This window comes from Psychrobacter sp. I-STPA6b (assembly GCF_020662265.1).
In the GTDB taxonomy this organism is placed as follows: Bacteria; Pseudomonadota; Gammaproteobacteria; order Pseudomonadales; family Moraxellaceae; genus Psychrobacter.
The window spans coordinates 402,365-425,191 of record NZ_VEWM01000063.1 but is presented as its reverse complement, the minus strand read 5'-3'; the positions used below and the strand labels follow the sequence as shown (position 1 = coordinate 425,191).

General features: G+C 37.5%; 20 protein-coding genes. 9 read left to right on the top strand and 11 right to left on the bottom strand.

Annotation, left to right across the window (positions count from 1 at the left end):
• Window positions 1-231: 231 nt before the first annotated feature.
• From FHK88_RS07155 to ureC, 4 genes are all read left to right on the top strand, one after another.
• Window positions 232-1,188 (top strand): urease accessory protein UreD, encoded by a 957-nt coding sequence (locus FHK88_RS07155; RefSeq protein ID WP_227430046.1) that lies wholly within the window; start codon window positions 232-234, stop codon window positions 1,186-1,188.
• Window positions 1,189-1,421: 233 nt separating this feature from the next.
• Window positions 1,422-1,724 (top strand): urease subunit gamma, encoded by a 303-nt coding sequence (ureA, locus tag FHK88_RS07150; RefSeq protein ID WP_227430045.1) that lies wholly within the window; start codon window positions 1,422-1,424, stop codon window positions 1,722-1,724.
• Window positions 1,725-1,766: 42 nt separating this feature from the next.
• Window positions 1,767-2,168, top strand: coding sequence for a DUF6559 family protein (locus tag FHK88_RS07145; RefSeq protein WP_227430044.1), 402 nt, complete (start codon window positions 1,767-1,769; stop codon window positions 2,166-2,168).
• A gap of 155 nt (window positions 2,169-2,323) precedes the next feature.
• Window positions 2,324-4,528: an urease subunit alpha gene (gene ureC, locus FHK88_RS07140; RefSeq protein ID WP_227430085.1), complete on the top strand. Its 2,205-nt coding sequence runs from the start codon at window positions 2,324-2,326 to the stop codon at window positions 4,526-4,528.
• A gap of 92 nt (window positions 4,529-4,620) precedes the next feature.
• Here the strand turns inward: ureC and queC are convergent, their stop codons facing one another.
• From queC to FHK88_RS07085, 11 genes are all read right to left on the bottom strand, one after another.
• On the bottom strand, window positions 4,621-5,361 hold the full coding sequence (gene queC, locus FHK88_RS07135) for a 7-cyano-7-deazaguanine synthase QueC (RefSeq protein ID WP_227430043.1): 741 nt from the start codon (window positions 5,359-5,361) through the stop codon (window positions 4,621-4,623).
• 75 nt (window positions 5,362-5,436) lie between these two features.
• Window positions 5,437-6,489, bottom strand: a complete 1,053-nt coding sequence (rtcA, locus tag FHK88_RS07130; protein WP_227430042.1) for an RNA 3'-terminal phosphate cyclase — start codon at window positions 6,487-6,489, stop codon at window positions 5,437-5,439.
• Entirely contained in the window at window positions 6,476-7,621 is a 1,146-nt protein-coding gene (locus FHK88_RS07125; RefSeq protein ID WP_227430041.1) for an AAA family ATPase, read from the bottom strand. The genes rtcA and FHK88_RS07125 overlap by 14 nt, the downstream gene beginning before the upstream one ends.
• Before the next feature lie 356 nt (window positions 7,622-7,977).
• Window positions 7,978-8,436, bottom strand: a complete 459-nt coding sequence (locus FHK88_RS07120; protein WP_227430040.1) for a DIP1984 family protein — start codon at window positions 8,434-8,436, stop codon at window positions 7,978-7,980.
• Between the two features lie 61 nt (window positions 8,437-8,497).
• Complete coding sequence (locus FHK88_RS07115) at window positions 8,498-8,944, bottom strand: hypothetical protein (RefSeq protein ID WP_227430039.1); 447 nt, start codon at window positions 8,942-8,944, stop codon at window positions 8,498-8,500.
• A gap of 46 nt (window positions 8,945-8,990) precedes the next feature.
• Window positions 8,991-9,782, bottom strand: coding sequence for a hypothetical protein (locus FHK88_RS07110; protein WP_227430038.1), 792 nt, complete (start codon window positions 9,780-9,782; stop codon window positions 8,991-8,993).
• Window positions 9,760-10,122, bottom strand: coding sequence for a hypothetical protein (locus tag FHK88_RS07105; RefSeq protein ID WP_227430037.1), 363 nt, complete (start codon window positions 10,120-10,122; stop codon window positions 9,760-9,762). The genes FHK88_RS07110 and FHK88_RS07105 overlap by 23 nt, the downstream gene beginning before the upstream one ends.
• 305 nt (window positions 10,123-10,427) lie before the next feature.
• Window positions 10,428-10,637 carry a hypothetical protein gene (locus FHK88_RS07100; protein ID WP_227430036.1) on the bottom strand — a complete coding sequence of 70 codons (210 nt, stop codon included), beginning with the start codon at window positions 10,635-10,637 and terminating at the stop codon, window positions 10,428-10,430.
• Window positions 10,638-10,894: 257 nt separating this feature from the next.
• Window positions 10,895-12,127, bottom strand: coding sequence for an RtcB family protein (locus tag FHK88_RS07095; protein ID WP_227430035.1), 1,233 nt, complete (start codon window positions 12,125-12,127; stop codon window positions 10,895-10,897).
• A 543-nt stretch (window positions 12,128-12,670) separates the two neighbouring features.
• Window positions 12,671-13,702, bottom strand: a complete 1,032-nt coding sequence (locus FHK88_RS07090) for a hypothetical protein (protein WP_227430034.1) — start codon at window positions 13,700-13,702, stop codon at window positions 12,671-12,673.
• Between the two features lie 1,342 nt (window positions 13,703-15,044).
• Window positions 15,045-16,757, bottom strand: coding sequence for a TROVE domain-containing protein (locus FHK88_RS07085; RefSeq protein WP_227430033.1), 1,713 nt, complete (start codon window positions 16,755-16,757; stop codon window positions 15,045-15,047).
• 413 nt (window positions 16,758-17,170) lie between these two features.
• On the opposite strand from FHK88_RS07085, the gene FHK88_RS07080 reads away from it, so the two are divergent.
• Genes FHK88_RS07080 through rtcR form a run of 5 tightly spaced genes read left to right on the top strand, consistent with a single transcriptional unit; the run spans window position 17,171 to window position 22,685 of the window.
• Window positions 17,171-18,025, top strand: a complete 855-nt coding sequence (locus FHK88_RS07080) for a hypothetical protein (protein ID WP_227430032.1) — start codon at window positions 17,171-17,173, stop codon at window positions 18,023-18,025.
• Entirely contained in the window at window positions 18,015-18,851 is an 837-nt protein-coding gene (locus FHK88_RS07075) for a hypothetical protein (protein WP_227430031.1), read from the top strand. The genes FHK88_RS07080 and FHK88_RS07075 overlap by 11 nt, the downstream gene beginning before the upstream one ends.
• Before the next feature lie 21 nt (window positions 18,852-18,872).
• Entirely contained in the window at window positions 18,873-19,340 is a 468-nt protein-coding gene (locus FHK88_RS07070; protein WP_227430030.1) for a hypothetical protein, read from the top strand.
• A gap of 15 nt (window positions 19,341-19,355) precedes the next feature.
• The gene (locus FHK88_RS07065; protein WP_227430029.1) at window positions 19,356-20,906 is read left to right on the top strand and encodes a WG repeat-containing protein; all 1,551 of its coding nucleotides are present in this window, start codon (window positions 19,356-19,358) and stop codon (window positions 20,904-20,906) included.
• A 57-nt stretch (window positions 20,907-20,963) separates the two neighbouring features.
• A complete protein-coding gene (gene rtcR / locus FHK88_RS07060) occupies window positions 20,964-22,685 on the top strand; it encodes an RNA repair transcriptional activator RtcR (protein ID WP_227430028.1) in 1,722 nt (573 codons plus the stop codon).
• Window positions 22,686-22,827: the final 142 nt, after the last annotated feature.

The window sequence follows — 22,827 nt, the reverse complement described above, 5'->3', positions numbered from 1 at the left end:
ATAGTAACAGTCTATAAGCAATAGGATTTATTGATTATTTTATAATCTCTAAAAATAAGTGTATCAAAAATTATGACCATCTTGGTATGATAAAGCTTAATTTAAATTAAAACTTCATTTCGATTTTTATTCTAAATTACTTTATAGTATTAATTACGATTTAAACTATTTTTAGTAAGTTGTTAAAAAATTATTAAGAAGTAAGGCAAGAAAATATGAATGACAAATGGCATGATTGTGAATAAGCGTGCAAATGACTGGCATTCACAGCTAACGCTAGGGTTTATCAACCGTCAGCAAACAACCCAACTCACCCAGCGTCAGCATACAGGGGCATTGCGGGTACAACGGGCTTTGTATCCCGAACCACAGTATCCTGAACCACAGAATGATGAATTCTCTACTTTATCAACAAAACAAACGGGGATTTGTCATGTGATGGTGTTATATCCCCCAGCAGGTATTGCTACGGGTGACCATCTAAAGATAAATATTGATTTGTCTGACAATACCCATGCCTTATTAACCACCACAGGGGCAGGCAAATGGTATGGTCGAGGAAGTGACAGAAATCAAGAAAGTGATAATCTTAATAATCAGAGCAAACACAATAGCAATTACGCCAGTCAAAAAGTACAGATAAACCTTGATAAACATGCCCGCTGTGAATGGTTGCCCCAAGAAAGCATTGTTTATAATCAGGCGTATTTACAGGCACAGACACAGTTTGATTTGGCAGAAAACAGCAGTTTGCTAACGTGGGATATTGTGGTGTTTGGCAGGCAGGCGTATCAAGAAAAGTTTGTGCAAGGACAGTATCATAATCAACTGCGGATTTATCGAGAAGGCAAGCTCATTGTTTATGAACAGGTCAATCAATCGGCTGACTCTCGTTGGTTTGTATCGCCATTAGCGATGAATAATAAGCATGTGATGGGTACATTTTGGGCAGTGCCTGCAAATGCTACGCTAGACTTGGCAGAGATGGTTAAGCAATTAAGAGCTTATATTGATGAAAACCTTAACGAATTAGGCGTTTATTGTACCCATACGCCACATGCGATTTGCATTCGTTATTTGGGTGATGATGTGGCAAGTTGTTTTTCGGCATTTAGCCAATTGCGTCATCTATTACGTGAGCAGTGGTGGCAGTTAGCCGAACATAACCCACGTATTTGGGCGACTTAAGCTAAGGGTCTGTCCTAGATAACTAGCTCAAACCCTCCGTCCAAAGGCAAAGAGAACTGTTCCCCCTCCCTGAGAGGCGTTATAAAATTGCACTGCAATTTTAGCCTCGCAAGGGAATTTCTTTAAATAGAAATTCCTACAAGGAGGGGGCTAGGGGGAGGGTAGAGACCATATTAAAAATAGTCATATTATATTTTTTGAAACACCACCTAACAAATTATTAAGGACAAATTATGCAATTAACTCCGACAGAAAAAGACAAATTGCTATTATTTAGTGCTGGCATGGTTGCCGAACGCCGAAAAAATCGAGGGGTAAAACTCAATTATCCCGAAGCTGTCGCCTATATCAGTATGATGCTGTTAGAAGGAGCAAGAGATGGCAAAACCGTTGCCGAGCTGATGAGTGAGGGTAATACGTATCTGAGTCGTGATGAGGTCATGGAGGGTGTACCTGAGATGATACATGATGTGCAGGTTGAGGCGACCTTCCCTGATGGAACAAAACTGGTGACGGTACATGACCCCATTGTATAAATAGGTATGATAAGCAAATATAAAAAAATATAAGGAAGTTTTATGTCATTGATAGCCGATATCAAAAAAGGCAGAGCCATTAAATCTTATATGGTGCAATTACCTCGCATACTTGCTAAAGACTATGGTAAGTCACAATATTATACGGCTCATCAAGTGGCAAAAAGTATTGAGCGCTCAAAACTATCCACTGATTATACGCCTTATGCCATTGCCATGTTTTGTGAGCAACCTGTATTTGAAGATTACTATCAAGAATTAGGTGAAACTTACGACTTTGAAACTCTACGATATCAAGTTGCTGATAAACATTTTCAAGGTAATATCCATTTTACCCCTGCGACTATTGCGATAGCTGGGTCTGAATTTAGAGAATCATATTTTGGTGGACCGCCAGATGAGTGTAGCTTTGATAGTGGCTGTGATGGGGGTGGGGGTGATTGATAAATCAATCAGGGAAATAAGGAATATAATGGATAAAATCAATCTATAAAAGGAAGATAATCATGAGCCACGATACGAATCAAGAGAATAATAATTCACAAACAACAGACACAACACCCCAACTTGTCAGTAGTCAGCAACCAAAACCTGATGTGATTGACACCACTAAGATTGGCGGTTATCAACTTGCTGAAGAGGATATTATCATCAATGCAGGACGGCAAACGCTGACATTAACCGTCACCAATACAGGCGACAGACCGATTCAGATTGGCTCACATTATCATTTTGCTGAGGTCAATAATGCCCTTGAGTTTGACCGCAAACTGGCGACAGGATTTCGACTAAATATCATCTCAGGAACGGCTGTGCGTTTTGAACCAGGGCAGTCGAGAGAAGTCGAGCTAGTAGCACTGGCGGGCAAGCGTGAAGTCTATGGTTTTCGTGGTGATGTTATGGGGGCGTTGCCTGATATTTCTTCTGATAGGACAGATAGTTCTGACAAGATTGATAGTCCTGATAACCTTGATAAGACTGATAGTTCTAACAATGCTGATAGCCACAATAAGAATGGCGAAAAAAGCAAAACAGGTATTTCTAACAAACGTATCCCTCGTCAGGTCTATGCCGAACATTTTGGTGCAACTGTAGGCGATAAAGTCCGCCTTGCTGATACCAATTTATGGCTCAAAGTGGAAAAGGACTTTACCCATTATGGTGAAGAAGTAAAATTTGGCGGTGGTAAAGTCATTCGTGATGGCATGGGGCAAGGACAACTTAGTGATGAAAAAGTCGCTGATACGGTGATTACCAATGCGTTAATTGTGGACTATACAGGCATTATTAAAGCTGACGTTGCCATCAAAGCAGGTCGTATTAGTGGCATTGGCAAAGCAGGTAACGCTGATATTCAGCCTGACGTCACTATTCATATTGGGGCAGGCACAGAGATTATCGCTGGTGAAGGCAAAATTTTGACCGCAGGGGGCATTGACAGTCATATTCATTTTATCGCCCCTCAGCAGTGTGAAACCGCATTGATGTCGGGGGTCACCACCATGCTCGGTGGCGGTACAGGACCTGCACAAGGCACACTTGCCACCACTTGCACACCGGGGGCATATCATATCCAAAATATGCTCAAAGCCTTAGACGATGTGCCGATGAATATTGGTTTATTGGGCAAAGGTAATGTCAGTTTGCCCGAGCCTATACTGAGCCAAATCAAAGCAGGGGCAATCGGGCTAAAACTGCATGAAGACTGGGGAACGACCCCGCAAGCCATTGATAACTGTTTAAGCGTTGCCGATAAACATGATGTGCAGGTCGCCATTCATACCGACACCCTTAATGAAAGTGGCTATCTGCAAAGTACCTTAGGGGCATTTAAACAGCGTTGTATCCATACCTTTCATACCGAAGGGGCAGGCGGTGGTCACGCCCCTGATATTCTAAAAGCCATTGGTGAGCCACACGTTTTGCCCTCTTCAACCAATCCCACACGACCCTTTACCATTAATACCATTGATGAGCATCTCGATATGCTGATGGTGTGTCACCATCTAAGCCCAGCTATTAGTGAAGATGTTGCCTTTGCTGAAAGCCGTATCCGTCAAGAAACCATCGCGGCTGAAGATATTTTGCACGACCTCGGGGCAATCTCGATGATGAGCAGCGACTCACAAGCGATGGGGCGAGTCGGTGAAGTGATTATGCGTACATGGCAAACCGCAGATAAAATGAAAATGCAACGAGGACACCTTGCCCCAGACGACTCTGCCCATCAGCAAGCACAAGCAGGGCAGATTTGCCTGACTCAAGCTGACCAAGACAGCGATAATGATAACTTTCGCATCAAACGCTACATTGCCAAATACACCATCAATCCTGCCATTACTCATGGTATCAGCGATGAAGTCGGCTCAGTAGAAGTGGGTAAATGGGCAGATTTGGTGTTGTGGTCACCTGCTTTTTTTGGGGTAAAACCAGACTGCATCATCAAAGGTGGACTGATTGCCACCGCCCCGATGGGGGATATTAATGCCTCTATTCCCACCCCACAGCCCGTACATTACCGCCCGATGTTTGCCAGCTTTGCTAATGGCGTACATGATACCTGCATCACCTTTGTGTCACAAATGGCAGTCGATGAAGGCGTAGCAAAAGAGCTAGGACTTAATAAAATCATCAAGCCTGTGCATGGTATTCGCCAAATTCGTAAAGCCGATATGCGTCTTAATAACTATTGCCCAAAAATGGACATTAACCCCGAAACTTATGAAGTACGAGCCGACGGTCAACTGCTTACTTGCGAGCCTGTTGATGTTGTGCCTATGGCACAGCGATACTTTTTGTTTTAAAAGGTTGTTTTAGAAGGGTGTTTTAAGATTAAGAAGACAGAAGGGAAGGGCATAGTAAAATATGCCCTGTTTTGTATAAAGACGATAAAAGATTATTGATAGCGGGTTGGGTCAGCAATCCCTGCTTCTTTAAACCCTTGCTTGCGTAGGGTACAGCTATCACATACACCACATGCGCGCCCTTTATCATCTGCTTTGTAGCAAGAAATGGTCTGTGAATAGTCCACACCTAATGAGATGCCCAACTCGATAGTTTGTGCCTTTGATAGGGTTTGTAGAGGTGTTTGCACATGGAGGTGATGTCCCGTTACCCCTGCTTTTGTAGCTAGGTTTGCTAAGCGTTCAAATGCCTCAATAAACTCAGGACGGCAGTCTGGATAACCTGAATAGTCTACTGAGCTGACCCCAATCACAATATGATTGGCTTGAGTCACCTCAGCAACAGCCAGCGCATACGATAAAAAGATAGTATTGCGGGCAGGCACATAGGTATTGGGAATGGCATCATTATCAATATCATCTGTATGTGAAGGGAACTTATTGGCATCACCATCAGGCACACTCATGCTATGGTCTGTCAGTGATGAGCCACCCAGTTGGGCGATATCAATATCAATAATACGGTGGCTAACTCCAGCATGTTCAGCAATGGCTTTGGCAGATATCAACTCGCTATTATGGCGTTGACCATAATCAAAACTAACTGCTGTCACATTGGCAAAACGGTCTTTTGCCCAATATAAACAGGTGACAGAATCTAAGCCCCCAGAAAGTAAGACAACTGCATTTTGCTGTTTTAATGGTGTGTTGCTAGGGGCATTGATATCAGTCATAACATTACTCATTACATCAAATAATAGAAATTGAAAATAGCGAAAAAAACAGTGGTATATTCTAACAAAAAACCTTTAGCACAGCACCTGAACGTGTACTTTATCTTTTGCAATATCTTTAAAATGAATACGAACATCCAAAAACTGCTCAATAAGCCATGCTTGAGTATAACTATGCTGACTAATAAAACGTGCGCTAAATTCACCACCACCAGCTAATGCTAAAGGTAAGAGTAATTGGTCACACAGATATTCATCAACACAACTATCACTGGCGCAAAGGTAACGCCTGATAAGCCCTGCCAAGCGATTACCAACCTTTTCTGCTGACATTCGTTTTTCTCCCAGTACCGTGAATACCTCTTGATGCTGGCTGGACTGCACCAATGCAAAACAACAATTTCCCTCACCAATACCACGTAATTTACGGGTTTTTTTATTCAGTAATGACTCATCTACAAGACTTGCTAAACTCGACTGACAGCTATTTAACTCACGTTTGGCAATTTCTGTATCCAAATTGAGACAGTCAGCAACCAACTTGATTGTCTGCAATTCGCCACGCTCAAACAAACAAAAGGGTTTATCACTTGTACGACGCATAAAAGGATGGATTGTGGCACGTACTTTACCGCCACCGATGGGAGTAAATCCGGCTTGTATTAACTCATAATCTATTTGCATGCCTAGTTTGGTTAATATGGGTAAAAAGCCATGTATTAAAAAATCAGCAGTGGGAGCAAGAGGGTTATGCGTGCCACCTTGAATGGTCACATTTGAAGGTTGCTCTGTATCAGCAAATAATAGTGCAGGTAATAGTGTCTGTAGTACCAAGCTAGTACTGCCCGCAGAGCCAATATCAAACTGATACTCACCAGCACAAACCGTTTGTGGAGCAAATTTAATCTCTGTGCTACCAAGTTCTGCTCCAGTCACTTGAGCATTACTGATGCGCTGAGATGCCTGCACACAAACCAAATGCTGACGCATCAAGCCTGATTTTTTGCGTTTTGCACGGATATTTTGAATATGAATCGCTGTTCCCGTTATCATAGATAATGACAATGCCGAGCGGATAATCTGTCCTCCACCCTCACCATATGCACCGTCAATCTTATAAAAATCCAATTTTCTTTTCCTTAACCTGTTCTTTATAGCTGGCATTGTCAATATTGGTTAACTCTGCCAATGACATCGGTTTGTCTACCGTTTTGTCAATATCATGTGATTTTAAATAAGCATTGGCTTTCTTAATATCCAGCTCTTTAAATTTATATTCAGCAATCAAACGTCCCTGACGTAATAATGCGCTATCAATCCGTGAAATATCTGCATTAAAAGTACAAATAAACTGACACTCTAAAATATCGGATAACATACCATCAGCGATATTTAAAATAGTAGATACCACATCAGTATTTAAATCACCACTAGAGCGCTCACTAATATAATTTTCACAATCTTCTAGCACCAATACAGAGTTTTTATTGTCTACCAGCATAGACATCATTTCAGGGTCTGTTAAATAGCCAATCATATTGGTCGGTACAAAAATAAACTGCTTGCTTGGCACTTGGCTGGTTAACCACTTGATATAATTAGTTTTTCCTGAGCCTGCAATACCATGTAATAATACCAAACCTTTTTTACTATCGGTTAGTTGAGACTTAATATGTTGATGAACAGGTAAAAAATCATCGTTATACATGGTATCTAAGTTAATGGTAAGTGGTTTAATACGTTGAGTTTTAAACACAAAGCCATGACGCTCTTTTAATAAAATAGATACTTTTGCCTCATTAGAAACATATTTTTGTAAATACTCATCAAAGAAGTATTTTACAGATTCTAGGCTTTTAGGATTGGTAGAATCGTAATAAACATTATTGACTCTTAATACATTTTGATTAAACATATCCCGCCCATATTCGTCGGACAAATCTTCTTCTGTCACAATAAAAATATGCAATGTAGGATGATAAAAACAACGCTCTTCTTGATAGCAGATATTATATTCAGCAGAGTATTCTACTGTATAAAAATCTGTACATTCCGTAAAATCCTGTAGTTGCTCTTTATTAATAACAATCTTTTCGCCAGACAAATAAATTTTGGGCAATAAGTCACTTAATAAATAAGCAAAAGGATTGTTAGATTGGCGATACATATCCTTATCAGCTACAGCATGAATGGTGTTACCATATTCTTCAAATTGTAATAGCATACGAGGACGATAATATTTTGACTCTAAAATCTTCATAAAATAAATAACCTAATGGTTTAATCAATATCTTGCCTATTAATAAGCAATGTATAATGTATTAAAAAAATAAAATGAAACCGACTGTCAATGTCTGGTAGTAAGGTCTAAAAAGTACCTTGTACAGGGTAACAAGTGCGAGGCATGAAAAGTAAAAAAATACGCCTGCCCACAACGTGTTGCCAAGCCACTACAGTATATTTTCAACCCCCTGCTGTGGAGGTAATACGGGGTCTGACATTCGCCCAATCGGTTCCAAAGCGGTTGTTATTATTGATACTAAATAGTTAAATATTTGACTATCAACAATAACCAAACTTTTAAAATGAATAATGAAATGATGACCATTAAAAAGCTTAATCAAGCAATTCAATTTGCCAATTACTCGCTTGAATCAGCAAATTTAACTGGCGGATTTTCACTGCAAGGTCATCAGCTTGTTTTTGCAATGCAGATACCGATACTATCACGTTCCACTTAATTTCACGATAGCTATAACGGTCTTCTTCTTGTCGAGTTGCTTCAATGGCATCGAGCAACAGTTTATGGCGTGTTTCTAACATATCACGCTCAACCAATAGTGTCAGCATAGACTGTCCATTTTCAGTGGTGGCAGTCGCATTGGTGCGATGAATACGCTCTACCAACTGATTAAGTTCACTAATAATTTGGCTGGCTTGTAATAATAGCTCATTTGGGTCTTCGCTTGGTGTATCACCTTCTTGGACTTTCACATTATTACGGATACGTCCTTTGATTTGGGCAAGTTTTTTTTGCATATCACTGCGGATTAATAACGCTTCAGCAAGTTTCATATTGGTTTCCTTTGTCTTTTCTTTGGTTTGTTTTTATTTAAGCTATGAGATTATTGCAATATTAGGGCTGATATGAATAATAAATACATTCAATAAATGTAAAATTATCCAGATTGGCATCATTGATATTTATCACCTGTTGTTCCAAAGCAGGGTCATATTCCATATACCCTTGAATCACATAAGTGTCCACTTGATACCCTTGATTGACTAAGTCTTTGATAATACCCAGTAACCACTGAGTATTGATAACCGACATATCATCAGGTTGCTCATCGAAGTACCATTGCTGTAAATCTTCTAAACTCTCATCTTTATAGTCATAATCAACAATACGAAAATGACAACTGCAACAATTTGGTGCACCTGTAGCAATACGATATTTATAGTTATGCTGTGGATTATGAATATATCTTTTATCGTCTGATGGCTCAAAAAATGCTGTTTCTGTATTTAAAGTGGTTAAATCTAATGGGGCATCAGTACTTAGCACAAATTCGTAACACATGGCTTTTCCTTTGATTTATTATATGGTATATTTTAAAGATATATATTTAAACAAAATCTAATAAATACTCATAATAAAAAATTTCTGCTTGAGTAAGATTGTCTATACTATCTAAGGATAAATAAACCTTCTCTTTAAATAATTGAATGGTATTATCTGCCTTTGCCCATTGCTCTATTTTTATAGAGAAGTCATCAGGGCTAAAGGCATTATTATATTTACCAGTCCGATTATGGAATTTGTAGAGCAAAAGATTGACATAATCAATAATTGCCTTCGGATGTCCAGTAATACCTTCCCAAGTTTTAAATAAAAAATCAATATCTCGTAGCCCTGCTAGATACCACATTAAAATAAACTCATCTAAATAAAAATATTTGGATAAATCATTTTCAATGGCTGTTTTTTGTAAGTGTAATTTAGCAAAGCATTTTATTAGTTCAATCTCTTTATCTTGCCATAATTGAGGAGTATCAAGATACAACTTATCAAATATTAGCTCAATACTATGGCGGATATAAGCATCTTTATTAAATAACTCAATCATTCTTGGTAATAAATATTTAATTTCCATTACCATAGTTTTTGGTATCTCTCCTTTTTCTTCTAAAAAATGATAGGGATTATTTTCTGCCGAATCTAAATAATCAAAAATAGCTTGGGTGCTAACCTGATTAACAGGTGCTTTTTTTATTTGTTCAGGACTATCACCTGTTAAACAACAAGAAGTACATACGCCCCTAACTTCTTGTATTTTGTATTGACTAAAAGTAGTATAAAGTTCTGCAATCAGTTGCTCTATCTTATAATTAATATTATCTAGGTCTAGATTTTTCATGGTGGCGTCTGATTTCCTTTAACTTAAGTACAGAGTCATAAGTTTCTAACTGCCATTCATTTAATGTATCAATATTTTCAATGGCTAAACTTACCTGCTTAAAAAATATATCTATTACTTCTCTAGATGTTGCCCAATTAACCATTTTTTGGGAAAATTCTTTGGTAATAAACATGCCACTGTAGTTATTGTAACTAATATCAGTAAGTGAGCCACATTGACCATAACCAAACCAACCATGAATGATACTTGCATAATCATCGACTGCTTTGGGATAGCTTATTGCTTGTTGCCAAGTTTTTAATAAATAATCAATCTCTAACCCTGCCAAATGCCACATAAAAAGCAGATCATCTAAAAGTTTGGATTTATCATTATCTATGATTATTTTTAGTAAGTTTAATTTTGCAAACTTTTTGATTAGCTCTATCTCATGGTTTGACCATTTATCAGCAGTATCTAAATAAAACTTATCAAAAATAAGTTCGTATTCGTATATAATATTTTCACCATGATAAAATAGCTCGATTATTCTAGGAATCAGATATTTAATTTCATCGATAGCAGGATTTTTATCATGGATAACTGCATCTAAATAATCATGAATGATAAAGTTATCAAGATTATTTAATGGCTTGCTTTTAATTAGTTTGATATTTTCTTTAGATAGACAACAACTACAGTTTGTACAACACCTGTAATATCATAAATTTTATAGTTTGCAAAAGTGGTATAAAACTGTGCAATCAGTTGCTCTATTTCATTATCAAGCTTGTCTATATTTATATCAAAAGTGCCTATATCAAAAGTATCCATCATGGTCTTAATTTTTGTATCCAAAAATATGGTGGACATGACGGGAGTCGAACCCGCATCAATGTAATAACTGCCGTTTTTAGTCGTACAGCCGAGAATGATATTGGCAAAACTGGTGCAATGGTAGACCCGTTTTCAGAGCCAGCAAAGCACTTTTAACCCGACTATCAAACCCACTTCGTTTTTAATTTATTAAATTAAAAATATCCCATTACACCTAGTTTTACCTAGACCACCAATAACATACAAGTTTTGGGTGGTGGCGTCCCCTGTTTGCCTACATGCCCGTAGTTTTTTTACCCCTTCACACACACCACTTGGCGTAGCGTATGCACCACTTCTACCAAATCTCGTTGGGCGTGCATTACCGCTTCAATGTCTTTATAAGCCGATGGGATTTCATCAATCACTTCCGCATCTTTACGACATTCCACGCCTTCGGTTTGGGCGATTTGGTCAGCGACAGTAAAGCGTTTTTTTGCCTCGGTACGTGATAGCACTCGACCTGCCCCATGTGAGCAAGAGCAAAACGACTCTTCATTGCCTTTTCCACGTACGATAAAGGACTTTGCCCCCATCGAACCGGGGATAATCCCGTATTCACCGACTTTGGCTCGTACCGCCCCTTTGCGAGTGACAAACACTTCTTCGCCATAATGTTCCTCTTTTGCCACATAATTATGATGACAATTCACCGCTTTTACTTTAGCGTCAAAAGGTTTGTTAATCACTTCTCGCAGTGCTTTGATGGCATTTTCCATCATTATTTCACGGTTTTTAAAGGCAAAGCGTTGTGCCCAACCCACCGCAAACCAATAATCATCAAAATGCTGTGTGCCTTCAGGAAAATACGCCAAATCCTTATCAGGTAAGTTGATAAACCATTTACGCATATCCTCACGAGCCAACTCAATAAAATAACGCCCAATGGCATTACCCACACCACGAGAACCAGAATGTAGCATAATCCATACTTGCTGATGCTCATCAAGGCAAATCTCAACAAAGTGGTTACCTGTACCCAGTGTTCCTAAGTGATTTAGATTGTTGGTATTTTTTAGACGAGGGTGTTTTTCGCACAATAGGTTAAAATCGTCGGTTAGCGTTTTCCAACCGTCTAGTACGGTATCAGTTGGTTTTGACCACGCACCCTTATCACGATTTGAACCACGCCCACGTGATTTGCTACGTCCATGCGGAATGGCTTTTTCCAACTCGCAACGTAGTCCATGCAAATTATCAGGCAAATCATTGGCGTTTAAGGTAGTTTGCACCGCCATCATGCCACAACCAATATCCACGCCAACGGCTGATGGGATAATGGCTTCTTTGGTTGGGATAACACTACCTATGGTCGCCCCAATACCGACATGCACGTCAGGCATTACGCTCAACCATTTATAGATAAATGGCATTTTTGAGGCTTTGATAAGCTGGTCATGGGCTTTTTCATCGACTGGCACACCTTGCGTCCATAGACGGATTGGTGTTCCACCTTGTTGGATAACATTATGGTTGGCTGGTTGCATGAGGTTGTCCTTATTTACTTTGCTAAAATTTTCAATATAAAGATATTGCTTGTTATCTTTGATATTTATACTAATGCGAACAGCGTGCCAACTTGAGGAACATGAGTGAAAGTATTTTATAAAATATTGATTTTAAAGGTTATTTTTATTTTATAAAGTTTTTAGTGATGGATTTAGCGATATGGGATATTATGATGAATTTATATAATTATCTATATAAATAGAATATTTTATATAAAAACAGATTGGATATAACAGGCAATAAAAAAGCCACTGTTAATACAATGGCGTAATGGTGGTTATCGTTAGGGTTTGATGATTCGTGGTTTAAGACTATTTTAATATTTTGTTGCTAAGTGGGTGACTTAGAACCTATATTCACAACCCATAATGGTGGCTTTTTGCCTAAAATAGACGTACTACGGCGTTAAATTTTGGGTTAAATAGAGTGACTATTCGCCCCAAAATTTGCCTTGTATTACGCAATTTTAGTTTAAAACTCCCCTGATTTTGGATTATGAATACAGGTTCTTAATAAAAAAATTAATCCTCTGCCAAAAAATATTCTAAATCGCCTTTTTCAAAACCATCATTAGGGTTGATATGACTTAATAATGTTGTCGCTTCCCTTTCCCAACGCTCGTCTAAATCTTTGATGGGTTTGCCAACCGTAACGGCGTCATGGTCGGGTATATTAGTGTGATAGGTTTTTATTAATATGTCATTGATATGCTTTATGTTTATGAATTTTTCATTGTTTTTATTACTCACATATTGCTTTAAACTTTGCAAGACTTGTAAGCGTCTTTTAGGGTCATCAATATAAGGATAATTGGTGGTTTTAAAGGCACTGATAACCAACACCTCAGGCTTTTTATTTTCTAATTGATAAGCCAGCCATCGACTATGCCCATCAATGACGATATGATTTAATAAATTGCGTTGCCACCATAATAATATTGGCGGACAAGCATTTTCTCGTATCTTTTTTCGCCACCATTTAACCCGACCATCATCTGCTTTGGGTGGTGGTTTTAGGGGGAAAGGGTTATTGTGATGGTCTTCCCACCTAAAGCAAGCTGTTGGCTCATTGTGATATTCAAACTGATAAACACATTCTCGCCACCAATCTATTGGGGCATATCTGTCTAGTTTTTCTGTTACCCCTGTTGTTATTCGCCATTGCCCTTGATGTAAGATGGTTGCAGGGCTGGCAATGAGTGCTTGAGCATAAAAATCTGCCCAATATTGATTTGGATTTGCAGAGTTGGCTTGTTTAAAGGTTTCAATATCACTCGAGGTAATCGGACGCACAGGCATAAATTCACGAGCTAAAGGCTTATTGTGTCGCAAAAAGAAAATATCATAATAATCTGCGGACACTCGCCCCCAATAGAGAGTATGCCCATGATTTGGGTTGTTAGTAGAAGTATCATTGGCAAGTAAATACCGTTGTTTTGTGCCACCAGTTAGCAAGCGGTAATAGGGGGTAAAGTCTTTACTTACCTCAATTTGGGTAAACTGCCATTGCCCATGTGGGTCGATATGATTATAAAAATAGGCGTTGCTTGGCATGGTGAGAGTCCGTTTTATTATTTTAATACCCTTTTACCATAAATTTTAAACACAAAAAACCCCAATACCAGCAACCAAAATTGATAAGAGAGTATGTCCCTAAGTTAGGGATTCTAATTTACAGTTAGATGTACTCTTATCAGCATTTGCTAGTATTGGGGCAAGGGTTGTGATGATTAATGATGTTGTTTATTTTATCAATCTTATTTACTTACTCGGCATACCTTAAAGACCAAAGGTGATAAGACATTGTACTGCTTTACTGCTTGAGCTGTTGCCTACATTAAGTAAAAGTAGACAGTGAGCGCTCAAACCAGTGCGGTACTATTCGATGTAGTCTTATCGGTATTCTTTACTGCATACCCTATTTGCAAACAGATAATAAAACAAGTCAAACAACTTAAAAGCAACTGCAATATAATCACAACATAACCAAAAGGGGGTTAAATTTGTACCACTTTGCCAGCCTTAGCAGTCAGCTTGGTGATACGGTTGAGGCTCTACCAACTGAGCTATTAATGAATGACTGACGCCACTCACTAAGGTGGGGTCGAACCACCGACAATCATGTAATTTAACCTGCATTTATATTGTGTAATAAAGCATTTGTTAATTTAACACCCGAATAAAGACCAAAAGTGATAAGACATTTTTTACTGCTCTACCAAATTGAGCTACTGTCTAAAAAGACAGGAGGGACTCGAACCCCCAACCAATAAATTATCTATGTAGTCTTATCGGCATTCCTTATTAGGTATTAGTTTGGCAAATAACTTTATTTGCATTTACTGCATTTGTTGCCATTTATTACCATCACAATGTTCCCACCAAAGTGGGAGGCTAACAAACCAAAGTGGGCTTATAAAAACCCGTAACAGACAAATTATTAGCAGTGTTTGTGCCAATAATTGAGGATTTGAACCTCATCGCTTTCGCTTTACCAATGTAGTCTGTTACCGCATTTTGTTAGCAACTAGAGAAAAATTTAATTCATGTAACGGTGTCAAGCTTGTTTAGCCTACAGGTCGTAGTACTTGCACTCACTTTCCTTGTTGCATTTCTTAAATTATTCCTCTAAATACGGTCAAACCAAAGTTTGGTATGATTAAATCTAATGCGTTGCATTATGTCAGTTCATTTTACTGAAATTAACATAAAGCCCGCGTTTTTAGACCCCATGTAATCACACCTGCATTTTGACCAATATTAAGATTGTGTTAGTATTTTACACGCTCTTAATTTTTTAAAATTTAATTATTTAAATAAAACCTAAGTTTTATTTAAATTTAGTGTAATACAATATTTTTAATTTGGCAAGTATTTTTTAAAAAGGTAATAAAATTTATGACGCTTTTTTATTGCTTTCTACTTTGCCTTTTGTATCAGGATTATTTTGGCTGACTTTATCAGTAATTTCTATTTTTTCAATTTCATTAACCCAATGGCTACCATCAAGTTTACCCTGACAAAACCAGTCAATTAATTGAAAAACGGTATCACTAAAGCCACCAATATTTAAAATATCCTTACGCTCTAATGCTTGGCTAGAAGTATAAGGCTGAATATCCACACAAATCAGCTTAGCATTGGGACAACGTTTTTTTAGTTTTTCCCATTCTTTCATCAGTCCAGTACTACCATAACGAGGGCGAGGGTCAGTAAACTGGTCAGCCCATGATTCATTATCAGAAAAATAAATCATCACATCAACGTCCGCCTTTTCTTTATTTAATTCTACCAATGGGGCAGAAATCGCTGTACCACCACCTAAAAATGAGGACAAATATTGAGTGGTTTTAAAGACATCTATGGCGTTGGTTTTATCATTGCTTTTATCATTAGTTTTAGCAGTGCTTTTTGATGAATCCTCATTTTTTGCAACACTGATTTTTTTATCCGTATGCTGATTAATCTCTTTTAACACCTGCGTATTAAATGGAATAATACGGGTGTGCGGATTGACCTGATAAATGGCGGAGGCAAACAGCGAGGCAACGTCCACACAACGTAGCTTTGATGTCGCCCCACGTCGATGACCAGTGGCAGGCGATGACATTGACCACGACACATCGACAGCCACCACCACATTGCCGGCAATGCTTGGCACATTGGCAAGAGCAGTATTCATGGCGGTGCGTAGTGCGTTTTTGACCACCTCTGGCACATCGTCATTTAAAGCCGACCATGTGGTGAATAGCTGATATGGAAACACACGACTTTTGGCGATGGCTTGCGGGTCGGTGAGCATCTCGGCGATACGTTCCGCCATACCTGCGACCTTAAATACCCCATGACGAGCAAAGGTATTTAGGTTCATACGGAGCATTTGCCAGCTACCTTGCGAGGCGATTTGTTGCCAATGCTCATCGGTCAGCGGTAACGCCATCAATAGCTGAAACGGCACATCAGGCAAAGGCTGACGGTTATCTGCTTGAAATGCCAACAGTTGTTGCACCAATTCGGGTAGATTGTCGTTATCAAACTCTTTATCAAGCGTCCATTTAAACAACGCCTCTTGGCGAGCGTCCTCAGGCTTGGGGTGAGTCATTTTTAGCACATCTTTTAGGGTTGGCGTATTGCCAATGCTGGCACTGACATAACGGTAATCATTGGCAGAAGTAAGCCAACCATTGACCATTTTTTTGGGCAATGACCCCAACGATTTGCGTCCCGTCACCCCAGAACGCATGATTTGCACAAAATTGCGTAACTGTTTGCCATTGTCAATCACCTGCGAAAATGCCAATTCAAACAAGCGTTTACCATCATCACGATTGGACAAAATCGCCAATAGCAATACAGGCATGTCTTTCATATGGCTGTGTTTACGGGCATAAATTGCCAACTTTGCCAAAAATTCACTATCGACCTGTTTGGCAAGGTCAAGCACTTCGCTTAGGTGGTCTTGAGCATTGGCATAAAAGGTGTGATTGAGCGTGCCAGTATTGACCAGTTGAGCCAACGCTTGCTTGGACGATAGCTGATAGGCAACGCCCCCTGCTTGGTTGGTGGTGTTGGTTTTGTTTTTATCAGTGTTAATTAGGTCAGTATTCATGGCATGTTTCCTTTTATGCGTTTTAGCTATATTTAACTGCGACATTCGCACTGCTTATTTGATAACTAATACTTTGTTAATCATGCTTTATCAAAGTATTGCTGTGCGACCGTACTTAAGATATTGCGAACCCTGTGCCAATTTTAGATTTTATAGCAAAATTATTTTATAAGTTATTGATTTTTAATGATTAAATTTTTTATGAAAATATTTTTCAAGTTCAGGTAGTAAAAAATATGGCTGTAAAATATAGTTATTTTTCTATAAATTTATAATTATTTATATAAAAATAAAATACCATGAGTTAGAATAAAAGTGAGTTTAGGGGCTTAAAACTGGTTAGATAGAGTTATAATGATTGTGACGTATTATTTAGCATTATTTATAAAACACCCATACGGATATTCTATTTTATGAGCAAGTCTACGTTCACTGATATCAAAGCTAAAATTGACTACTTACCATTGACAGTGCGTTTGCTGGTGGTGTTTGTATTGGGATTTTGTACCAATAGTGTGCTAATGCTAACTCAATACTCAGTGTTGTATTCTGCATTGGTCTATTGTTTGCCCTTGTTTCTGGCTGTGTTAATTACTGCTAGTTTGCAACGACAAAAAGAAAAAGTCTTAGCAGGTCTTAGTTGGGCTATTGGAGGAACTTTACCGATTATTTTCGTAATTTTAGAAAGTATATTTACTGTTTTTTTCTTTAATCTTCTTGCTTGGTTGTTTTTTCAATGTCTTGTTCAGTATGCTATATCAAGAAATAAAAAGGAATTTAACTATTGGAAATATATTATTATTTGGTTGTTGATATTTTATTTTTCATTATCCTTTAAGTATCTTATGGTCTTTGCTTTGTTTAATGTTCTTTTAGTCAGAGCCTATCAAATATATTTTTCTGATGACTTATCTAAGATTAAAAACAAAGGTTTTATTTTTAGTTTTTTATTCCCTTATATTTTAGGTTTTTCTTTATTTGGTTATGCCTATTATAAAAATACAGAGCAACGTGAGCTGGCAGATAAAGTAGTACAGCAGATAATTAGTTATGGAAAGAAACATGGTGAGTACCCGCCTATAGATAGTTTTGCTGATTATAAAGAGAGTAGTCAAATATATTATTATATTGGTTCGGATAATATACATTATGTACTTTATAAGGAGTTTATACCCGCTGAACCTTATTGTCGTTATCTGTATAATTTTAAAACACAAAATTGGGATAGATATTGTGATTTATATAAAAGGAATTTTGATGACAAATAATATTCTAAAACGTAACAAAGCTAAAATTGACCACTTACCATTGACAGTACGTTTGCTGGTGGTGTTTGTATTGGGTGTTTGTGCTGGCTTGTCAGTGAGTTATGGACATTCTTATGTACTGCTATATTTTTTTCTGACTTTCTGTGCAGTTGCATTAACAGCTAAGGTGGAATTACTTGCCCATAGATTTTTTATTGGAGTAAGTTGGGTTGCTGGGTCTGTGTTGGTTAGTTTGCTTGATTATCAAGACTTAACCGTTAGTCTATATTTTCCTGTGCTAGGCAATAGCATTGTTTGGATATTATTTCAGTCTATTGCCAATTTTTCGATAAGCTCGTATCAACCTTCTTTTACACGCAATGTTAAATATTGGCAATATATTTTTCTTTGGTTATTAATATTTATTGCTTCTATTCAAGCAACGCAGGCAATTATGATATTTTTTCTAGTTGCTATGTTGGTGGTTAGGGTATATCAATTATTTTTTATTGATGACTGGTCAGAAAGTTATAAAAAATATTTTATATTTAGCATCATTTTTCCTTGTGCTTTATATGCCATGTTATTTTCCTATGCACATTATCAGCTATCTTTAACTCAAGAATCAGCGAATAAAACCTTACAACAAGTCTTGGCTTATCAGCAACAGCATGGCAGTTATCCAGATGAAGAGACTGTTTTTATCAATGAGGATAGAGGTATGCGTTATTATGTTGATAAGGAAAATAATCCGATACTTTCTTATAACGAGCCAATGAATAGTCCATATTGTCATTATTATTATAATTTTAATATAAAAAAATGGTCTGAAAATTGTATGGATTGATATAAAACTGAGAGATAGCTAATGTATGGATATATAAAAATATTAAAGCAAGATATAGATGATTGTAGTGATTATTATCATTCATTAATAGTTAGCTATTTATTAAAAGTTTCTAATGATAGTGTGATAGTAGATTTTTCTAGTATGATGGATAGTGAGGATATTTTAAATATTGCTAAAGGCTTAAAGAGTTTTTCTGGTAAATATAATGAATCCTGCCATTTTAAGGGTGTTGAGCTTTCGTTATCTGTAAAATATTTTGAATCAACAAATAAAACAGCATTACACTTTATATGTATAGATAGAGGAAGCCCACCATTTAATTATAATTTAGATTTTTATCTAATTGCAGAAGTTGCTGAGATTAATAGATTGGGTAGTATGTTAGAGCAATGGATACAAGATAAAGAAGCAGATTATTTAGTCTGGTCAAAAGATGAATACTTTGTCGGCGACCGTTATGCACACCAAGATTTTTGGCAAAAATAAATAATAAGGAAAGTTATGTTTATCGCTTTAGTCAGACAAGGTAATAAAATAGGTTTTATCAATCAGCGTAATGAAGTTGTTATTGAGCTTGATGATTTTGACGATTTTTATGAAGAATATAGTAATGAGTGGAGTTGTTTAGAAAATATTGTGTCATTATCCAAAAAGTATCTATATGCTTTTTATAAAGTTGGAGAGGGGCAGATAACACCGCATCGCTATCGTTATATTGATGATGAGTTTCGAGATGGATTGGCTATTGCTATTGACCAAGATGGATTATCTTGTGTGGTGGATACACAAGGCAACCATCGGCTACAAGGTTATGCTCTTATTCGAAGGGTTTATCACCCAGATAAGACATGGTTTTTAGTGCGTCATAAAAGGCAGAATGATGATATAGGCTCTGATGAAAAATATAAATATAGCCTACGAGATGAGTTTGATAATCTAATTGTTAATCTTAATGAAGAAGATGGGTATATAATTCAAGCTAACTATCTGAATTTTCCTTACCAAGCTCCTTATATAATAAGAAAAAAACAAGATAAACTTGCTTTGTTTTATATTTTAGGTGAGAAGATAACTGATTATAACTATGATAATTTGATTTGGAATCACGACAACAAGATGTTTATTTATAAAAAATATCATTGTAAAAAAAGCACTCTGTTTGATAGATTCCGAGGGATTGAAGTATATACTAATATTTCAGAAGCAGGAATACTAACAACAGATGGAAAAGAAATATGCCTGATTAGTAACAATATTGATGAGGAAGATAGTAAAAATAAATATGATAAAGGCAATTATTATGATATTGAGCGAGTTATTAATGGCTCTAGATTAATAGAGGTAAAAAAAGGCAATAAAAAAGGTCTGATTGATTTTAAAGGAGGAGAGGTTTTACCCGTAATTTATAATATAATTTATTATAACAAAAATGGAAGTATTCCCAGTGAAGATAAGTTTTTCATAAAAAATAAAAACTGGATGTTAATAAATAAGCATGGTGAGGTATTAACTAACTTTGATGATAGTTATGATTATATTAGTGATATAGAAGATAACCATATTATTTTTCAAAAAAATGAAAAATATGACGTGGTTGATGTTAATAATAATAACATAGTTGATTTTGTTTATGATAAAGTTAGATTTATAGATTTTGAAAATCTAGCGATTGCTCAAAATTATCAAGATAATGAAGGTCAAAAAAAGTGTGTGGAAGTGGATATTATTGATTTAACCACAAAACGAGTAATTGCCACATTTCAAGATGTAAAATATTATAGTATTGATAATAAGCATAGTATCATAGCGGTTTTTAATGGCTATAAATGGGGGTTTTTTGATTTGGCAACACGTAGTCTTATTATTCTCTTTCTTTATCATAAAACAGAGATTTTTCATTTAGGACTTTGTCCTGTCAGTCAAATCAATGAGCAAGGGCAAGAAAAATGGGGGGCGATTAATGCTAATAATGAGACGGTTATCCCCTTTATATATGATGATATGTGGGGATTTTTTGATAGTGAGCGAGATAGTTATACAGGATTTGTATGATTTATAATAGAGTCATTCACTGATTTGATTAACTAATTTACAAGTTAAAGGCTCAATATGAGTAAAAAAACCGCCATCATTGGCTTTTTGGGTACGACATTAGATAAAGGCTTTAATGATAAGCGTTGGCAACGCTGGCGACCAACGGTGAGCCTATGTCTACATGATGATATGCTGGTAGATGAACTGCATATTCTCTATAGCCCCAAAGACCAGCGTATGTATGATGTGGTGGCGGGTGATATTACCCAAGTTTGCCCCACTACGCAGGTGGTGGGGCATCAAGTTAGGCTGGCATCGCCGTGGGATTTTGCCCAAGTCTATGCTGAGCTATATGATTTTGTCACAGGATTTGATTTTGCTGAGGATACGCAGTATTTATTGCACCTGACCACAGGTACGCATGTAGCACAGATTTGTTGGTTTTTGTTGGTTGAGGCGGGGTTTATTCCTGCTAAGCTGATTCAAAGCTCACCTTGTCCTAAGCCTGAGCAGTCCGACCCGCAAGGGTGCTATCAAATTATTGACCTTGATGTGTCCCGTTACGACAGCCTACGGGCAAGATTTGAGGCAGAAAAAGCCGAGCATTGGCAAACTTTGCAAGCCAATCTGGTTACCCAAAACGAAGCCTATCAAAAGCTGATTAGTGATATTGAAAAAGTTGCCACACGCTCAACAGCACCGATTTTATTGATTGGTGAAACAGGGGCAGGTAAGTCGCAATTGGCAACGCAAATTTACACCCTAAAAAAAGACAAAGCAGGTGTGCAAGCAGGGGCTTCACTTGGTCAGTTTGTGGAAGTCAACTGTGCTACGTTGCGTGGCGATACCGCCATGAGTGTATTATTTGGTCATGTTAAAGGGGCGTTTACAGGGGCAAATAGCAGTCGTGATGGTTTGCTAAAGTCAGCTGATGGTGGGGTTCTATTTTTAGATGAAATTGGTGAGCTTGGGCTTGATGAACAGGCGATGTTACTTACCGCATTAGAAGAACAGCGATTTTATCCTGTGGGCAGTGATACCCCAGTATCTGTGTCGTTTCAACTGATGGCAGGGACAAATAAGGACTTGCGTCAAGCGGTGGCAGATGGTGAGTTTCGTGCCGATTTGTTTGCTCGGCTCAATACATGGACGTTCTTTTTGCCGTCGCTAAAAGATAGGTTAGAGGATTTGCCTGCCAATATTGATTATGAGTTGGCACGGCTTGGCAGTGAGCAACAACAGCAGTACCGTTTTGAGCGTGAGGCAAGACGATTGTATGAAGCATTTGCCATGAGTCATGAGGCGACATGGCAGGGTAACTTTCGGGATTTATCCGCTAGTATGATTCGTATGACCACGCTAAGTGATAGCAAAGTGATACGATTGCCCGATGTCAAAGCAGAAATCCGACGCTTAATAGATTTATGGGAATTGCCGACTGATAATCTATCTTCCTCTTTATCTTTTTCCAAAAATAGCCTAAGCAAAAGCTCATTAAACAAAAATAATATAACTAAAAATAGCCAAACGCCCAAACAAATAGCAACGTCATTAGAGCAGTCCACCGAGCAGATATTAGAGCAATACGTCAGTAAACAAGTACGCCAAGATATTGACCCGTTTGAAGCGGTACAGTTGGCGTATGTCATTACTGTGTGTCAAGGGCAAAAGTCACAAGCATCGGCAGGACGGTATTTGTACGCCAACTCTCGTGACAAACTTAAAAATCCTAATGATAGTGATAGATTGCGTAAGTATTTGTTAAAGTTTGGCTTAAAGTTTGAGGACTTGAGTTAGGGGGGGAGTATAGTGGTCTGAATTTTACTAATATGAACATTAGAGATGCTTTATAATAGGAGCTTAATCTCATGACCTATACAAGTAAGTAAAACTATGATTTTTAAATTGAAAAGCGATTTGTTTTGAGTTTATTTTTAAG

Excerpts from the sequence above, each read along its gene's own strand:
- rtcR (WP_227430028.1), top strand. The coding sequence starts at position 20,964 with ATGAGTAAAAAAACCGCCATCATTGGCTTTTTGGGTACGACATTAGAT.
- FHK88_RS07095 (WP_227430035.1), bottom strand. The coding sequence starts at position 12,127 with ATGCAACCAGCCAACCATAATGTTATCCAACAAGGTGGAACACCAATC.
- FHK88_RS07155 (WP_227430046.1), top strand. The coding sequence starts at position 232 with ATGATTGTGAATAAGCGTGCAAATGACTGGCATTCACAGCTAACGCTA.
- FHK88_RS07100 (WP_227430036.1), bottom strand. The coding sequence starts at position 10,637 with ATGTCCACCATATTTTTGGATACAAAAATTAAGACCATGATGGATACT.
- FHK88_RS07085 (WP_227430033.1), bottom strand. The coding sequence starts at position 16,757 with ATGAATACTGACCTAATTAACACTGATAAAAACAAAACCAACACCACC.
- FHK88_RS07120 (WP_227430040.1), bottom strand. The coding sequence starts at position 8,436 with ATGAAACTTGCTGAAGCGTTATTAATCCGCAGTGATATGCAAAAAAAA.
- FHK88_RS07070 (WP_227430030.1), top strand. The coding sequence starts at position 18,873 with ATGTATGGATATATAAAAATATTAAAGCAAGATATAGATGATTGTAGT.
- FHK88_RS07065 (WP_227430029.1), top strand. The coding sequence starts at position 19,356 with ATGTTTATCGCTTTAGTCAGACAAGGTAATAAAATAGGTTTTATCAAT.
- FHK88_RS07080 (WP_227430032.1), top strand. The coding sequence starts at position 17,171 with ATGAGCAAGTCTACGTTCACTGATATCAAAGCTAAAATTGACTACTTA.
- FHK88_RS07090 (WP_227430034.1), bottom strand. The coding sequence starts at position 13,702 with ATGCCAAGCAACGCCTATTTTTATAATCATATCGACCCACATGGGCAA.
- FHK88_RS07125 (WP_227430041.1), bottom strand. The coding sequence starts at position 7,621 with ATGAAGATTTTAGAGTCAAAATATTATCGTCCTCGTATGCTATTACAA.
- FHK88_RS07110 (WP_227430038.1), bottom strand. The coding sequence starts at position 9,782 with ATGAAAAATCTAGACCTAGATAATATTAATTATAAGATAGAGCAACTG.
- ureA (WP_227430045.1), top strand. The coding sequence starts at position 1,422 with ATGCAATTAACTCCGACAGAAAAAGACAAATTGCTATTATTTAGTGCT.
- FHK88_RS07105 (WP_227430037.1), bottom strand. The coding sequence starts at position 10,122 with ATGTGGCATTTGGCAGGGTTAGAGATTGATTATTTATTAAAAACTTGG.
- FHK88_RS07145 (WP_227430044.1), top strand. The coding sequence starts at position 1,767 with ATGTCATTGATAGCCGATATCAAAAAAGGCAGAGCCATTAAATCTTAT.
- FHK88_RS07075 (WP_227430031.1), top strand. The coding sequence starts at position 18,015 with ATGACAAATAATATTCTAAAACGTAACAAAGCTAAAATTGACCACTTA.
- FHK88_RS07115 (WP_227430039.1), bottom strand. The coding sequence starts at position 8,944 with ATGTGTTACGAATTTGTGCTAAGTACTGATGCCCCATTAGATTTAACC.
- queC (WP_227430043.1), bottom strand. The coding sequence starts at position 5,361 with ATGACTGATATCAATGCCCCTAGCAACACACCATTAAAACAGCAAAAT.